The 15,440-nt window shown below is 64.7% G+C and carries 13 protein-coding genes and 1 pseudogene; 3 read left to right on the top strand and 11 right to left on the bottom strand.

Translation table 11 applies throughout. The features are described from left to right. A partial coding sequence (locus tag BGN91_RS04350) for a nucleoside deaminase (protein ID WP_292610853.1) occupies positions 1-428 on the bottom strand: 428 nt, incomplete at its 3' end. 188 nt (positions 429-616) lie between these two features. Here BGN91_RS04350 and BGN91_RS04345 point away from each other — a divergent pair. Further along, positions 617-2,662, top strand: a complete 2,046-nt coding sequence (locus BGN91_RS04345) for a pseudouridine synthase (RefSeq protein WP_292610851.1) — start codon at positions 617-619, stop codon at positions 2,660-2,662. 3 nt (positions 2,663-2,665) lie between these two features. Then, positions 2,666-3,220, top strand: a complete 555-nt coding sequence (rsmD, locus tag BGN91_RS04340; RefSeq protein WP_292610850.1) for a 16S rRNA (guanine(966)-N(2))-methyltransferase RsmD — start codon at positions 2,666-2,668, stop codon at positions 3,218-3,220. Between the two features lie 178 nt (positions 3,221-3,398). Here the strand turns inward: rsmD and mutL are convergent, their stop codons facing one another. Next, positions 3,399-5,204: a DNA mismatch repair endonuclease MutL gene (mutL, locus tag BGN91_RS04335; protein ID WP_292610849.1), complete on the bottom strand. Its 1,806-nt coding sequence runs from the start codon at positions 5,202-5,204 to the stop codon at positions 3,399-3,401. Between the two features lie 278 nt (positions 5,205-5,482). Here mutL and BGN91_RS04330 point away from each other — a divergent pair, with 278 nt between their 5' ends. Further along, positions 5,483-5,803, top strand: a complete 321-nt coding sequence (locus BGN91_RS04330; RefSeq protein ID WP_292610855.1) for a ribbon-helix-helix domain-containing protein — start codon at positions 5,483-5,485, stop codon at positions 5,801-5,803. An 87-nt stretch (positions 5,804-5,890) separates the two neighbouring features. On the opposite strand, the pseudogene BGN91_RS04325 reads toward BGN91_RS04330, so the two are convergent. The 9 genes and pseudogenes from BGN91_RS04325 to BGN91_RS04285 all read right to left on the bottom strand — a co-directional run. Then, positions 5,891-7,432, bottom strand: a pseudogene (locus tag BGN91_RS04325) (GMC family oxidoreductase); the annotation flags it as partial. 33 nt (positions 7,433-7,465) lie between these two features. Then, positions 7,466-8,014 (bottom strand): twin-arginine translocation signal domain-containing protein, encoded by a 549-nt coding sequence (locus BGN91_RS04320; RefSeq protein ID WP_292610848.1) that lies wholly within the window; start codon positions 8,012-8,014, stop codon positions 7,466-7,468. 46 nt (positions 8,015-8,060) lie between these two features. Then, positions 8,061-8,456 (bottom strand): VOC family protein, encoded by a 396-nt coding sequence (locus BGN91_RS04315; RefSeq protein WP_292610847.1) that lies wholly within the window; start codon positions 8,454-8,456, stop codon positions 8,061-8,063. A 281-nt stretch (positions 8,457-8,737) separates the two neighbouring features. Then, positions 8,738-9,157: an alternative ribosome rescue aminoacyl-tRNA hydrolase ArfB gene (arfB, locus tag BGN91_RS04310; RefSeq protein WP_292610845.1), complete on the bottom strand. Its 420-nt coding sequence runs from the start codon at positions 9,155-9,157 to the stop codon at positions 8,738-8,740. A 264-nt stretch (positions 9,158-9,421) separates the two neighbouring features. Further along, entirely contained in the window at positions 9,422-10,774 is a 1,353-nt protein-coding gene (locus BGN91_RS04305) for a pitrilysin family protein (RefSeq protein WP_292610854.1), read from the bottom strand. Positions 10,775-10,815: 41 nt separating this feature from the next. Continuing rightward, the gene (locus tag BGN91_RS04300; RefSeq protein WP_292610843.1) at positions 10,816-12,210 is read right to left on the bottom strand and encodes a pitrilysin family protein; all 1,395 of its coding nucleotides are present in this window, start codon (positions 12,208-12,210) and stop codon (positions 10,816-10,818) included. A 182-nt stretch (positions 12,211-12,392) separates the two neighbouring features. Next, the gene (locus BGN91_RS04295) at positions 12,393-13,112 is read right to left on the bottom strand and encodes a hypothetical protein (RefSeq protein ID WP_292610841.1); all 720 of its coding nucleotides are present in this window, start codon (positions 13,110-13,112) and stop codon (positions 12,393-12,395) included. A 78-nt stretch (positions 13,113-13,190) separates the two neighbouring features. Further along, on the bottom strand, positions 13,191-13,688 hold the full coding sequence (gene lspA, locus BGN91_RS04290; protein WP_292610839.1) for a signal peptidase II: 498 nt from the start codon (positions 13,686-13,688) through the stop codon (positions 13,191-13,193). Further along, positions 13,685-15,440: class I tRNA ligase family protein (locus tag BGN91_RS04285; protein ID WP_292610837.1), on the bottom strand; the 1,756-nt coding region annotated here is incomplete at its 5' end. The genes BGN91_RS04285 and lspA, both read right to left, overlap by 4 nt.

Below are 15,440 nucleotides of genomic sequence, written 5' to 3'. Positions count from 1 at the left end.
AAATCCCGCAGCAGCGTCGCGGCCTGGCTTTCGCCGACGGAGGGATACACCTCCGGCCGGTGGTGGCAGGTCGGCGCGGCGAAGAAGCGGACGCCGGAATCCACCGCGCCGCCTTTCGGATCGGCCGTCCCGTAATAGAGCCGCCGGATTCGCGCGAACGAGATCGCGGCCGCGCACATGGTGCAGGGTTCCAGCGTCACATAGAGGTCGCAGCCGGTGAGCCGCTCGGTGCCGATGGTGCGCGCGGCGGCCCGCAGCGCCAGGATTTCGGCATGCGCCGTGGGATCGCGGTCGGTCAGCGTGCGGTTTCCGGCCGATGCGACGACCTCGCCGTTCCGCACGATGACGCAGCCGATCGGCACTTCGCCCGACTTTCCGGCGGTTTCGGCGGCCGCAAGCGCCAAATCCATGAAACTTGGTGCCGTCATGTCTCGTTTCCCGGACGCATTTGCTTTTGCTGATCGCGCTCCGGTGAGAACCCTGTTAAGAGGCGCGTTCAAAACTTGAACAGGTCTTTCGCAAGACGGTGCTTCGGACAAGCGCCGCGCGCGAGACCGCTATGCTCATCCTCGGGGTCGGCGTCGCCGCCGGCCGGTTGCTTTTTGCGAGAACATTCATGCCCCGCGATACCGATAAAGACAATGCACGTGGCCGGCGTGATCGTCCCCCAGGCGGCAAGCGCCGATCCGGCGCGGCGCGGGGGCCGGAAAAGAAGCTTGCCAAGCGCGGCCTTCCGGCGCGAGACGAAGGCAGCAAGCGGCCCTCGACCGGTAAGCGCGCCAGCGCGAAACCCTATGCGGGCAAACGCGATGGCGGTGACGCCGCGCGGCCGCGTTTCAAGCGCGACGACGGCGGCGACAAGCGTGCCTACGCGCCGCGCGGGGATTCACCTCGCGGCGAGCGTCCAGCCTTCAAACGTGACGATCGCGCGCCGCGCGCCGATCGTGGCGACGCGCGCCCTGCAAGGCGCTTTGCCGATAAGAAATTGGGCGAGAAGCGTCCCTACACCCCGCGAGGCGAAGGTTTCCGGAAAGACGGCGACCGTCCACAGCGTGCGCGGCCGCAAGGGGATCGGCCTTATAGCGCGCGTCCGCCGCGCCAGGGTGGCGGCGAGAAGCGCGCTTATGCGCCGCGCGGGGATCGTCCTCTCGGGGATAAGAAATTTTCTCGCGGCGCGGCGGTTGGCGGTTCACGCGGGACGCGCAAGGATTTCGGCGACCGTCCGGAACGTGGCGAATCCAAGCCGTGGGAGAAGCGCGATGCCCACCCGCGCGATGAGGCGCGACGCGGTTCCCGGCCCTCGCGCGATGACGCCGGACGTTTCGATAGGCCGCGCGATGATCGCGGCGGCGCAGGGCGTCCACGGTTCTCGAAATCGCGGGACGATCGCCCCGAACGTGCTGCGGGCGGCGAGCGTGGCCCGCGCAAGTTTGATCGTCCGCAGAGCGAGCGGCCGCGTTATGACCGTCCGTCCGGAGATCGTCCTCGCTTCGATCGCCCACGGCAGGAGCGCCTGCGCCATGAAGGAGGCGACGATCGCCCGCGTCGTGACAATGAGGACGACAGCAGGATTTTCGCGAAGCGTCCGGCGTTCGGAGGGCGCGGCGCCTATCGCGAGCGCAGGCCCGACGAGGACCGCCGCGGCGCGCGGCCGGAGCCGAAGCCGAAGAAGGCCGGCGAACGTATCGCAAAAGTGATGTCGCGCGCGGGTCTGGCCTCGCGCCGCGACGCCGAGGAATGGGTCACGCAGGGCCGCGTCGCGGTCAACGGCCGCGTCATCAACTCGCCGGCGCTCGACGTTACCTCGCGTGACGTCATTACCGTGGATGGCCAGCCGTTGCCCGAGCGCGAACGCACCCGGCTGTTTCTCTATCACAAGCCGCGCGGCCTGATGACGACCCACGCCGATCCCGAAGGACGGCCGACCGTGTTCGACAATCTGCCGGCAGATCTGCCGCGGTTGATCAGCGTCGGGCGGCTCGACTTCAATACCGAAGGATTGTTGTTGCTGACCAATGACGGCGGTCTGGCGCGCGCGCTGGAACTGCCGGATACCGGCTGGCTCAGGCGATACCGCGTTCGCGCCCACGGCGAGGTGACGCAGGCGCAGCTCGATGCGCTGAAGCACGGCGTCGAGGTCGACGGCGTCAAGTATGGCTCGATCGACGCCACGCTCGAGCGCGATCAGGGCGCGAATGTGTGGCTGACGTTTGCGATCCGCGAGGGCAAGAACCGCGAGGTGCGCAACGTGATGGCGCATCTCGGGCTCGAGGTGAACCGGCTGATCCGCATCTCGTATGGGCCGTTCCAACTGGCGGAGATCGCGGAAGGCGAGGTCGAGGAAGTCAAGACCCGCGTGCTGCGCGAGCAGCTCGGCGACAAGATCGCCGCGCTCGCCAACGCGAATTTCGCCGGCGATACTGCGGAAAGCGGAACGCCCAAGCTTGGCCGCGACGGCACGCCGTTGCGCTCGAAGAAGGACAACAAGGCGAGGGCGAAACGTTCGCTGATCGAGGATCGCAAGGGCCGCAGCGTCGTGGTGCAGCGGACCGGCAGCGACGAGGCGCGGGCGCGCAACGAAGCCGAGGCCAACGGCTACGGCCCGCCGCGCCGGCCGAAGCGCGGCTATCACGGCAAGCGCGATCTGACGCCGCGGGATTGAACGATGCGCGTCGTCGGCGGACGGCTGAAAGGCCGTAACATCGCATCGCCCGCGTCGACCGCGATCCGGCCGACCCAGGATCGCCTGCGCGAGTCGCTATTCAACATCCTCGTTCACGCCTACGCCAATCCGATCGACGGCGCGCGCGTGCTCGATCTGTTTGCGGGGACGGGCGCGCTCGGCATCGAGGCGGTGTCGCGCGGGGCGAAGTTCGCGCTGTTCGTGGACAACGGCGCCGAGGCGCGCGCATTGTTGCGCAACAATGTCGAGGCGCTCGGGCTCGGCGGCGTCACGAAGGTCTATCGCCGCGACGCGACGCATCTTGGGCCGGCGCATCCGATGGAGCCGTTCTCGCTGGTGTTCCTGGACCCGCCCTACAGCAAAGGCCTGGCCGACACGGCGCTGACATCGCTGCGCGAGGGTGGGTGGCTTGTGCCGGACGCGCTGGTCGTTGTCGAGGAAGCGACCGCTGCCGCGTTTGCCGCGCCGGACGGTTATGCCGAACTCGAACGCCGCGCCTATGACGACACCGAGTTCGTGCTTCTGCGCAGCGCGTGACCGCGACCGAAGTACAAATGTTTTAATCGGGTATGCAGCCCGCCTGCAATCTCGTTATGCTCGTCATTCCGGATGCCGCGTGAGCGGCGATTCGGAATCCGGTGACCGGGAAGCAGCAGGCATTGGATTCCGGGTGATTGCCGCGCAATGCCCCGGAATGACGGAGTGCAAGATTGAATCACCGCCGCCCGAACAGCTTCTCAATGTCGGCGAGTTTCAATTCCACATAGGTCGGGCGGCCGTGATTGCACTGGCCTGAATTGGGCGTGGCCTCCATGTCGCGCAGCAGCGCGTTCATCTCCTCCGGCTTGAGGATTCGTCCCGCGCGCACCGAGCCGTGACATGCCATCGTGGCCGCGACATGCATCAGCCGCCGTTCCAGCGGCAGCGCCTCGTCCCATTCCGCCATGTGCTCGGCGAGATCGCGCAGCAGCGCCGCCGCGTTGGTTTTGCCGAGCAGCGACGGCGCCTCGCGCACGGCGACCGCGCCGGGTCCGAAGGACTCGATGGCGAGGCCGAATTTTTCCAGCTCACGCGTGCGGTCGATCAGCTTTTCGACGGTCGCCTCGTCCAGTTCGACGATGTCGGGTATCAGAAGAATCTGTCGCTGTACGCCGTCGCGCTCCAGCGCCGCTTTCAATTTCTCATAGACGATGCGCTCATGCGCGGCATGCTGGTCCACCACGATGAGGCCGTCGCGGGTTTGCGACACGATATAGGTTTCGTGAATCTGCGTGCGCGCCGCGCCGAGCGGCCGGTCGATCAGGTCAACCGCGGGAGGGGCGTTGAATCGCACATCCGCGCTTGGCGCGCCGACGTCGAACGCGGCCTGTCCGGGTTCCGCCAGGGCGGTCGCGCCATCCGACCACGGCCGCGCACCAATAGGCGAGGCGGGCGATTGCCGCCAGTCCCAGTTCGCCGGATGCGGCGCGGTCGCGGGACGAAACGCGGTGAGCACCGCGCCGTCGCTGTTCGCGGCCGTGCGGCGGCCCTCGCGCGCGAGAGCGTCCTTCAGCGCGTGCACGATCAGCGCCCGCACCAGGCCGGCGTTGCGGAAGCGCACTTCCGTCTTGGCCGGATGGACGTTGGCGTCGACCTCCTGCGGCTCGGTCGTGACGAACAATGCCACTACGGGATGGCGGTCGCGCGGCAGGTAATCGGAATAGGCCGCGCGCACCGCGCCGAGGATCAGCTTGTCGCGCACCGGGCGGCCGTTGACGAACAGATACTGGCCGAGCGCATTGGCGCGCGTCAGCGACGGCGCGGCGGCGAAGCCTTCCACGATTACGCCGTCGCGCTCGGCGCGCGCCGCGATGGCGCTGCCGCGAAAGTCCGCGCCGAGAATGTCGCCGAGCCGCGTCAACCGTCCCGCCGCGCCCGGCAGCGCCGCTGTCCAGGTCGCCGGCGCACGCCCTTCGCCCGCGACCGTGAAGGCGATATCGGGTCGCGCCATCGCCAGCCGTCGCACCACCTCGCGGATCGCCTCAGCCTCAGTGCGGTCGGTCTTAAGGAACTTCAGGCGCGCGGGCGTCGCAAAAAACAGGTCGCCGACCTCGACGCGGGTGCCTTGCGTCAGTGCCGCCGGCGCGATCGCGGATTTCCGTCCGCCCTCGACGTTGAGCGACCACGCATGCGGCTCGCCGGCATGGCGCGTGGTGATGACAAGCTTCGCAACCGCGCCGATCGAGGGCAGCGCCTCGCCGCGAAAGCCCAGCGTGCGGATACCAAGCAGGTCCTCGTCGTCGAGCTTCGAGGTGGCGTGGCGGTCCACCGCCAGCGCGAGGTCGCCGCGCGTCATTCCGCCGCCATCGTCGGTGACGCCGATCCGCCGCCTTCCGCCGCCGTCGGTGAAGACGTCGATGCGGCCCGCGCCGGCATCGATGGCGTTCTCCACCAGCTCCTTGACGACGCTCGCCGGGCGCTCGACCACCTCGCCCGCGGCGATGCGGTTGACGACGGTCTCGGGAAGCTGGCGGACGGGCATGCGTGGTCGCCTGGTTAGCTATTCGGGTCGATTCGAGCTTGATGCATTCTAGGTGGCGCGGCGGCAAATGCATGCCCCAAAAAACGGAACCGGCATATCCGTCATACTGCGCTAGCGCAGCCCCGGGCGCGATCGTGCTCTAATGATTTTGTTTTGACGTGTTTCTTGACGCGAACGGGTATCCCGCTTCGCCCGAAAACGCTCCAATGTCCGATTGTGGCTTCGGACGGCCGGGTATATCGTTTGGAAAAGTTATAAAGCAGACCGGAGGATACGCCGTGTGCCGCCTGTTCGCGCACCAGCCTCAACGCGGCTACGAATCGCAGACCCGCTCGCTTCGGATCGGCGGTCATTGCACGTCGATCCGGCTGGAAATTGCATTCTGGGATACGCTGGAAGAGATCGCCGGCAAGGAAGGCGTCAGCCTCGCGAAATTCCTCACCAAGCTTCACAACGAAGTTCTCGATCACCACGGCGAGGTGAAAAATTTCGCCTCGCTGCTGCGCTGCTCCTGCCTGATCTACCGGTCGCGTGAAGTCGCGGTGATGCCCGACCTCAACCGGGCGACGACGGTGCCGGTCATGGACGCGGCGGAGTAGTCGCGGCGTCATTCTCGGGTTCGCCGGGGCCGGCGTGCGCGCCCCGGATTGACGAACCTCAGATTTCCTTCTTCTGCATCGCGCCGGCGATATGGTATCGGCCTGCCTGATCGCGAGCGCCACGATCGTCAGCGTCGGATTGCAGGCCGCGCCGCTGGTGAACTGGCTGCCGTCCGAGACGAACAGGTTCTTGATGTCATGGGTCTGGCCGAACTTGTTCACCACGCCGTCGCGCGGCTTTGCGCTCATGCGGTTGGTGCCCATGTTGTGCGTGCTCGGATAGGGCGGGGTCGGATAGACCGCCGTCGCCCCGACCGCCTCATATATCGCCGCGCCCTGTTTGTAGGCGTGGTTGCGCATGGCGATGTCGTTGGGATGATCGTCGTAGTGCACGCTCGCGACCGGCATCCCGTGCTTGTCCTTGATCGTCGAATCGAGCGTCACGCGATTTGTTTCCTGCGGCATGTCTTCGCCGACCAGCCACATGCCGGCCATGCGCGGATAATTCTCCATCGCGGAGGTGAAGGTGCGGCCCCATCCGCCGGGGTTGAGGAATGCCGCCATGAACGGCAGGCCGAGCGAGAGCGTCTCCATCTCATAGCCGCCCATGAAGCTGCGTTTGGGATCATGCACCGCCTCGTCGCGAACGATGCCTGCCATCGTGGTGCCGCGATCCATGTGCACCGACTTCTCGAATGCGGCATAGACGCTGCCGGTCATGTGCCGCATGTAGTTGCGGCCGACCTGGCCGGACGAGTTGGCGAGGCCGTCCGGAAACATGTTCGACGCGCTGTTGAGCAGCAGGCGCGGGCTTTCGAGCGAATTGCCGGCGACCGCCACGATGCGCGCTTTCTGGCGCTGCGTCTTGCCGTCGGCATCGGCATAGACGACGCCGGTGACTTTGCCGGAAGGCGCGTGTTCGATCTTCAGCGCCATGCTGTTGGGCCGGACCTCGAGATTGCCGGTCGCTTCGCCCTTGGGTATTTCGGTGTAGAGCGTCGACCACTTGGCGCCGGATTTGCAACCCTGGAAACAAAATCCGATCTGCTGGCAGGAGCCGCGGTTGTCGCGCGGTTCTGAGTTGATCGCCATCCGGCCGGTGTGCACTTCCTTGTAGCCGCATTTGCGTGCGCCGGCTTCGAGCACCTTGAAGTTGTTGTTGCCGGGCAGGCCGGGGATGTTGTTGGTGCGGGTGACGCCCATCTTGTCCTCGGCCTTGGCGTACCATGGCGCCATCTCGGCGAGCGTGATCGGCCAGTCCAGCAGGTTGGCGCCCGGCAATTCCCCATAAGTGGTGCGGACCCTGAATTCGTGCTCGTCGAAGCGGAGCGAAGCGTCGGCCCAGTGCACCGTCGAGCCGCCGACCGATTTCACGATCCAAGCCGGCAGATTCGGAAAGTCCTTCGCCACGCGCCAGTCGCCCGAGGTGGTTCGCATGTCGGTCCAGGCGAGCTGCGCGAAGCTCTCCCATTCGTTGTTGATGAAATCCTTGATCTCGACGCGCGGACCGGCTTCGAGGATCACGACCTTGACGCCTTTTTGCGCAAGCTCGTTGCCCAGGGTGCCGCCGCCGGCCCCGGAGCCGACGATAACAACGACGCTGTCGTCATTCAGATCGAACTTTGCCATGTCAATATCCTCCAACGAAGCTGCACACGATCCTCAGGTCTTCGGCAGCCAGTCGATGTCGTTGAAGCCGCGATGGATGTAGCCGCCGTGTTCGGCGGAGGATCCCTCGTACCCGAACTTCGGCCACAGCGCCTGCTGGTTATAGAGTGAGACAACGAGGTCGGAGCGCAGCGCCTTGAAGAAGGCGGTCTGCTCGATGTCCAGCAGCAGGGCGACGCGATCGGATTCCCATCCGACATCCGCGTAGCTGCATTTGTGCTTGTCCTGCGCATTCTGATCGAGGCGCTTCACGCCGTCTTCGAGCATCGCCTTGACGGCCGGGTCTTTCGCCGCCTTGTCGTCCCATGGCTTGATCGCGGTGATGTAGTAGCTGTCCACCAGGAAATCGTGCGGATAGATGTCGCGCGCCACCTTCACCAGCGTCTTCATCGTCGCCGGTTGCAGCGCGGTGGCATCCTCCGCCCAGGCATCTTCGACGCTGAGCGGAATGTTGGTTGCGATCGCAGCCACGGGCGCTGCCGCGGCTGCGCCTTTCAGGAAGGTGCGCCGCGAATGTTTGCTTCGGCGATCGACTTCTCTCATCGGAGTCCTCCATCGAAGATTCGTTGATTGCCTCGCTGTGGAGGCATTATCCGAAGCGACCGCCTTTCTGGATCACCTCGATCTTGTAGCCGTCGGGATCGGAGACGAAGAAGAAGCGGGCCAGCGTCGACCCGTCGTGTTTGAAATCGCGCAGCGGTCCTGGCGATAGTTGTTCGTGCTCGAAGCGGGCGTGCTCCGCATCCACGTCGTCGACCACGACGGCGAGATGGCCGTATCCGTCGCCGAGCGAATAGGGTTCCTTGCGATCGAAATTCACGGTCAGCTCGACTTCGAACGGCGAGGAGGGATGCCGCAGATAGATCAGCGCGAACTCCAGCCACGCCAGCCGTTCCGCAATCCGAAGCCCGAACGCGCGCGCGTAGAAATCGATCGACTTCGCTTCGTCGAGGACGCGGATCATCGAGTGAACCGGCTTGGCCATTCAGCTCAACTCCTGACATAACAGCGGGAATGACGCAGCTCTTGGCGTCTTCACACCGTTGCCGTGTGCAGATTTTAAGTCGCAGCTTCGGGGCGGTGGTAGTAGCGGGCTGTTTCAGGGAAGAACAAAAGGGAAGAAGAAAAAAGCTGAACGCCAACGGCCGAACGCCGGAGATGCGGACTCTGGAACTCACCTGAGCGACGTCGGATCGCTCGTCATTTGCGAAACGTCTCGCGCCGAAGCGATCCGGCAAGTCCGAAGGGACAAGCCTCCGAACGCCTCTAGTCCTCGTATCCCGCCGGTCTGCGCCTTGCCTTGACGTCGCCGCGGCGTTTCTTGCCTTCGAGGCGGCGCTTCTTCGAGGCAAGCGTCGGCCTGGTAGCGCGGCGCGGCGTCGGCCGGGTCGCGGCCTTGCGCAGCAATTCGATCAGGCGGTCGATGGCGTCGGCGCGGTTGCGCTCCTGGGTGCGGAAGCGCTGGGCGTGGATCACGATCACGCCGTCCCTCGTCATCCGCTGTCCGGCGAGGCTCGCGAGCCGCACGGCCACGTCGGCGGCGAGCGTCAGGCGGCGGGTGTCGTAGCGCAATTGCGCGGCGGTCGAGAGCTTGTTGACGTTCTGGCCGCCGGGACCCGAGGCACGGATGAAGCTGATCTCGATGTCATTTTCGTCGATCGCGATCTCGCGCGTAATCCGCACCATCTAGTGCCCTGAATCTGAAGTTCGCCTCATTATGCAGCGCCTTCCGGAGCGAACTTCAGATTCAAAAGGGCACTAGAAATTTATAATTCTAGTGTGGCTCAGGTTCAAAAGGTCGCTTGACGCGCTTGCAGAGAAAAAATGAAGCGAACTTCTGAACCACCACACTGGAGCATGACCCGAAAAGTGGAAGCCGGCTTTCTGATAAGATCATGCTCAATTAAAAAGATTAAAACCACAGTCTGGTTAACGCAGTTGAACCCGACTCTAGTGCGCGGCGGGGGCGGGGTGAGGCGCGGGCTGGGTCGCTCCTGGCTGGATCGCCGCCGGTTGCGCCGCCGCCTGCGCGCGTCCCACCACCACTGTCAGGAGCCCGTGTCCCCAAAGCCGCTTGGCGACGTCTCTGGCCTGGTCGAGGGTGACGGCATCGACGAGGGAATTGCGCTTCTCGATGTAGTCGATCGGCAGACCGTCCGTCTGGTACTGGAGCAGGCCGGTGGCGAGCTTCGACGAGGTATCGAGTTCCAGCATCTGCGATCCCTTCACGTAGGATTTAGCCTCGTCCAGTTCCTTCTGGGTCGGTCCGTCTTCAGCGAACCGCTGGATGACCTTGTCGATCGCATCGATGCTTTCGCTGGCGCGGTCGGCGCGCGTACCGGTGGTTCCGGCAAACAGCGCCGAGTATTTCATCCACAAGAGCGATTCCGAGACGGAATAAGCGAGGCCGCGTTTTTCGCGAACCTCGCGATAGAGTCGGGACGACAGCGAGCCGCCGCCGAGAATGTGGTTGTCGATGTAGGCCGCCATGAAATCCGGATCGTGGCGCTTGACGCCGGGACCGCCGAACATGACCACGGTCTGCGGCACATCGAGCGGAACGAATGCGCGTTGCGGCGGCTTGGCAGCGACGACGTCGGCAACGGGTGTGAGGTCGCCTTTCGCGGGCAGCCCTCCGAAGGTTTGATCCAGCAGCTTTGCGAGGGCAGCCGGCTCGATGTCGCCGACGACCGCGATTTTCAATTGATCTCTCGCCAGCACGCGGTGCACGTAGTTCCTGAGGTCGTCGGTCTTGATCGTAGGAATGCTTTCGAGGGTGCCATGCGACGGGCGGCCGTAAGGATGATCGCCGAATGCGAGCTTGAGAAAATTGCGGCCGGCGAGCGCGTTGGGATTGGTGGAGTTGCGGCGCAGTTCGGACATGATCTGCGAACGGATGCGCTCGACGTCAGCAGCGTCGAAACGCGGGGAAGTGAGGGCGATGTGCAACAGGTCGAACGCCTCGCCGCTGTGCTCCTTGAGCATCCGCAACGAGCCGCGAAAGCGGTCGCGTTCGATGCTGAAGCTCAACTCGATGGCGCGGCGGTCGAGCCGCTCACGGAAGGTCTTGGAGTCGAGATCGGCGGCGCCTTCGTCAATCAGGCTCGCGACCATATAACCGACGCCAGGCTTGTCGGCCGGGTCCTGCGCCGCACCGCCGGCGAACGCATATTCCATCGCAACCAGAGGCACGGTCGCATCCTGAACGAACCAGGCCTCGATGCCTCCCGGCGTCACCAGATGCTGGATTTTCGTCGCGGCGAACGACGGACTAGCGGCGAGGGAAATCAAAGCGAAGCACATAGCGGCGAGCAGGCGGCGCGCCGTGCCGATCCGGATGCGTCTCACGACCGCTTCTCCTCGTGCGCCGGCGCGGTGTCCTTGATCAGGTAACCCGTCACCGAGCGCGTCTTGACCAGCCACTTCTTCGCGGCCTCGCGGACTTGCGCGGCAGTCACCGCGCGGATGCGATCGGGCCAGCTCCTGATTTCGTCGACGTTCAATCCCACGGTCATGCCCGCCCCGTACCAGCGCGCCAGCGTCGTCTGACTGTCCTGGGCGTAGATCGCCTGAGCGATCAACTGCGTCTTCACGCGTTCGAGATCCTCGGCGGGCACGGGATTCGTGGCGAGATTTGCGATCACGGCGTCGATGGCCTTCTCAACATCGGCGAAACTGACGCCCGGCTTCGGCGCAACCGCGATCGCGAACTGGGTCGGATCGACCATGGTGCCCTGATAGGAAGCGTTGGTGCTGACGGCGAGCGGCTTGTCGACGACCAGCGCGCGATAGAGATACGCGTTGCTGCCTTCGCCCATCAGTTGCGCAAGCACATCCAGCGCGGGACTTTCGCCGGCGGCGGCGGTGGTCGCGGCAGGCACGAGATAATAACGCCGCAGCATCGGCTGTTCGACGCGAGGGTCTGCGAGCGTCACCGTCCGCGACGCAACCGGCGGCGGTTCCTGAGGACGGATGCGGACCGGCGGAATCGCGGGCTGCGGCGGCACCGGGCCGAAAGTCTTTTCAATCTCGGGCCGGATTTTCTGCGCGTCCACGTCGCCGGCGATCACCAGCGTTGCATTGTTCGGCGCATAGAACCGTTTGTAGAAGGCGAGCGCGTCTTGGCGGGTGAGCTTCTCGATCTCGTGGCGCCAGCCGATCACCGGGCGGCCATAGGGATGATTGAGATACAGCGCGGCCATGATCTGTTCGGTCAGCCGCGCCTCGGGATTGTTGGCGACGCGCATGTTGTACTCCTCGAGCACCACGTCGCGCTCGGGCAGCACGTTTTCGTCCTTCAGCACCAGGCCGGTCATGCGGTCGGCCTCGAACGCCATCATCGTCGCGAGCTGATCTCGCGGCACGCGCTGGTAGTAGCCGGTGTAATCGAAGTAGGTGAAGGCATTCTCCTCGCCGCCGACGCGCAGCACCGTCTGGGAGAACTCGCCGGCCGGATGTTTGGCGGTGCCCTTGAACATCAGATGCTCGAGAAAATGCGCAAGCCCCGATTTGCCCGGCGTTTCGTCCGCAGAGCCGACCTTGTACCAGATCATCTGCGTGACCACCGGCGTCCGGTGATCGGGAATGATCACCACCGCAAGCCCGTTCGGCAGGGTAAACGTGGTCGGGGGCTGCCCGGTCACGGTCTGCGCCCGGGCTGCCGTGAAGGTGAACAGGAACGCAAGGCACAGGGCCAGCGCCGTGAAGGCGCGGGCGGTCAGTCGTCGCAATGCTCTCATTGTGTGCACCGGCGGCAAGTTGTCGGAAGCGTCACGAATTGCCGTCAGTCCTTTTGCTGGAGCCAATGATTCGGTTGCGGCGTCGCCTTTATCCTGTAACGACCCCACGCCGGTTCGCGCCATATGGGGCGATCCGGGCTGGAAACGTCAGCCCGGCTTGTTCGTGCTGCCGACCGCCGCTGTCAGTTTTTGCGCTCTTTGCCGGTATTGATATCGATATACGTGTTGCCGAGGGCTTCCTTCGGCCCGGTGCCGTAAGCATAATTTGGGGACGGAGTCTGATATCCAGCCGGAGGCTGCGTCAACTGCTCCCGTTCCGGCTCGCCCGTGAACGTTGCGGTCTGCGGCTTGTTGCCGCCGAACAAATTGAAGAGCTTGCCGGTGAAACCGAGTTGCGAGGGGCTGAGCGACGGATTGTCGCTCTGTGGCTGGCCCGGCTGCTCGGTCTCGGCCCGTCGCGCGATGGTGCCGGAACCGTGTGTTGCGAGCTTGCTCGGCAAAATCGATTTGGCGCTTTCTTCGGGCGTCGGCTTGCTTTGCTTGCGGGCGGCAATCATTTCTTTGTGACGCTCGACGTCGGGGTCCTTCGGCCAGTTCGGGTCCTTGATTTCGGTCGCGGCGGAGCCAGGCGGCGGCAGATCGATCTTGGGCGGAATCACCAGCGGCGACCGCTCGCGATAGTCGATGCCTTTGTTGTCCATGTTGGTAGCGCCGATGCCGCTCATCAGGTTCTTGATGATTTTCTCCTCGAAGGTGGAGTCATCATCGTCGTCCTGTGCCCGCGCCACACCGGACGACAACACGATGGCGATGCCCGCGGCAACCGCGGCGAGACGAACGCAGCGCGGCAGCATTCCCGAGGCCTTGGGCACATCCCAACCGTTTCGTCCGGTTTTGCGCATCGCGTTTACCCTGTTCAGTTTTTTCGAAGGATCGCGGCCGAAGCCGCCCGCGCTCCGAGCTGCCCCTATCGTCCGGGATCAGGGCGCTTTTGCGGCGGGTGTCCCAAAGAAGGAATCATACAACAGGGCCGTCACCCCGGCAACGATCGCCACGTCGGCGATGTTGAACACATACCAGCTATAGGTCTTTCCCGCGAATTGGAGGTGAAGCAGCGCGAAATCCACCACCGCGCCATAGGCGAAGCGGTCGATGGCGTTGCCGATGGCGCCACCGATGATGAGCCCGAGGCCAATTGTCGCCATGCGGGTGCGCGAGCGCGCCATCCAGATCGCCAGCAGCACCACTGCAAGGGCCTTGATCGCGAGCAGGATCGTGGCGCCCACGGGGCTGTCGGTCTGGAACCAGCCGTAGCTGATGCCGGTGTTCCAGGCCAGCACCAGGTCGAAGAACGGCGTAACTCTGGCGGCGCCGCGACGACCGATATCGAACACGTAGAGCAGCCACAGCTTCGAGGCCTGATCGAGGATCAGGGCCAGGGCGGCTGCGATGACGCCGGAGCGCAGTACCGGCGTCACACGCTCACCCCCAGCGCCTTCCATTCCCGCAGCGCCTGCGCATCGCGCGGCGACACGTCGGGATATTCCTCGTCGCTGCCGACCGTCGTCAGGACCTTCCAGGACCGGGCGCACTTGGTGCCCGCGGCTTTCTCGACCACCACGGCGACGCCCTGGACGTTCGGCAAACGAAATGCGTCGGCCGGCGCGTCGCCCTCGCGCACCTCGAAGTTGGAGGTGATGCAGACCTCGGCGAGGTCGACGTCGAACAATGTCGCCAGCATGGCGCGGTCGGCGACATAGACGATCGGCGAGGCTTCCAGCGAGGAGCCGATCCGCTTGGCCGCGCGTTCGAGTTCCAGCGCGCCGGTGACGACGCTACGCACGGCGCGGATGGTCTCCCACTTCGCGGCCAGGGCGTCGTCGCGGAAATCGTCGAAACTCTCGGGGAACGTCGTCAGATGCACCGACGGCTCCGCCTCCGGCCGATACAGCCGCCACGCTTCCTCTGTCGTGAACGACAGCACCGGCGCCAGCCATTTCAGGATCGAGTCGCACAGCAGATCGATGGTGGTCAGCGCCGCCTTGCGCGCGGCCGATGACGGCGGATCGCAATACAGCGTATCTTTGCGGATATCGAAATAGAACGCCGAGAGTTCGGTGTTCATGAAGGCCGCAAGACTTGCGATCACGATCTTGTAATCGAAATCCGCGTAAGCCTTGTGCACCACTTCGCTCTGTGCCGCCAACTGGTGCAGCATCAGGCGTTCCAGTTCGGGCATGTCGGCGAACGCGACCGCGTCGCCGCGATCGAAGTGATGCAGCGTGCCGAGCATCCAGCGGATGGTGTTGCGCAGCTTGCGATAGGTTTCGACGGTGTTCTTGAGGATTTCCGCGCCGATGCGCTGGTCGTCGGCGTAATCGGTGGCGCAGACCCACAGTCGCAGGATGTCGGCGCCGGACTCCTTGATGACCTTCTGCGGATCGACGGTATTGCCGAGCGACTTCGACATCTTGCGGCCGTTCTCGTCGAGTGTGAAGCCGTGCGTCAGCACCACGTCGTAGGGCGCGCGGCCCCGTGTGCCGCAGCTTTCCAGGAGCGAGGAGTGAAACCAGCCGCGATGCTGGTCGCTGCCTTCCAGATACATCACGGTATCGCGGCCGCCATCGACCTTGCGTTTGATGCCGGCAAGGCCGGGGAAATGCAGGGGATCTTCCAGCACGAAGGCGTGGGTGGAGCCGGAGTCGAACCAGACGTCGAGGATGTCGTCGACTTTCCGCCAGTCCTCATTGGCGCGTGAGCCGAGGAAGCGTTCGCGCGCGCCCTCGGTGTACCAGGCATCCGCGCCGTCCTTCTCGAAGGCGTCGGTGATGCGCTTGTTGACGGCCTCGTCGATCAGGATTTCGGCGGAGCCGTCGCCCGTTTCACGCACGAATACCGCGATCGGCACGCCCCAGGCGCGCTGGCGCGAGATCACCCAATCCGGTCGGTTGGCGATCATGCCGGTGATGCGGTTCTGCCCGGCCGGCGGCACCCATTGCGTCACGCTGATCGCTTGCAGCGCGCGGGCGCGGAGGCTCTCCACCCTCCCCTGAAGGGGGAGGTAAAAAGGACGGTCCATCGCGATGAACCACTGCGGCGTATTGCGGAAGATCACCGGCTTCTTCGAACGCCACGAATGCGGGTACTGGTGTTTCAAACGCCCGCGCGCCAGCAGCATGTCGCGCTCGACCAGCGCCTTGATGACGGCGTCGTTGGCGTCGCCCTTCTCG

The sequence above is a fragment of the Nitrobacter sp. 62-13 genome, from assembly GCF_001896955.1.
In the GTDB taxonomy this organism is placed as follows: Bacteria; Pseudomonadota; Alphaproteobacteria; order Rhizobiales; family Xanthobacteraceae; genus Nitrobacter.
This window is presented reverse-complemented; position numbering and strand designations above follow the sequence as displayed.

Coding starts and splice junctions, on each gene's coding strand:
- mutL (WP_292610849.1), bottom strand. CDS start 5,204: ATGCCCGTCCGCCAGCTTCCCGAGACCGTCGTCAACCGCATCGCCGCG.
- BGN91_RS04345 (WP_292610851.1), top strand. CDS start 617: ATGCCCCGCGATACCGATAAAGACAATGCACGTGGCCGGCGTGATCGT.
- BGN91_RS04320 (WP_292610848.1), bottom strand. CDS start 8,014: ATGAGAGAAGTCGATCGCCGAAGCAAACATTCGCGGCGCACCTTCCTG.
- BGN91_RS04305 (WP_292610854.1), bottom strand. CDS start 10,774: ATGTGCTTCGCTTTGATTTCCCTCGCCGCTAGTCCGTCGTTCGCCGCG.
- BGN91_RS04300 (WP_292610843.1), bottom strand. CDS start 12,210: ATGAGAGCATTGCGACGACTGACCGCCCGCGCCTTCACGGCGCTGGCC.
- BGN91_RS04315 (WP_292610847.1), bottom strand. CDS start 8,456: ATGGCCAAGCCGGTTCACTCGATGATCCGCGTCCTCGACGAAGCGAAG.
- arfB (WP_292610845.1), bottom strand. CDS start 9,157: ATGGTGCGGATTACGCGCGAGATCGCGATCGACGAAAATGACATCGAG.
- BGN91_RS04295 (WP_292610841.1), bottom strand. CDS start 13,112: ATGCGCAAAACCGGACGAAACGGTTGGGATGTGCCCAAGGCCTCGGGA.
- rsmD (WP_292610850.1), top strand. CDS start 2,666: ATGCGCGTCGTCGGCGGACGGCTGAAAGGCCGTAACATCGCATCGCCC.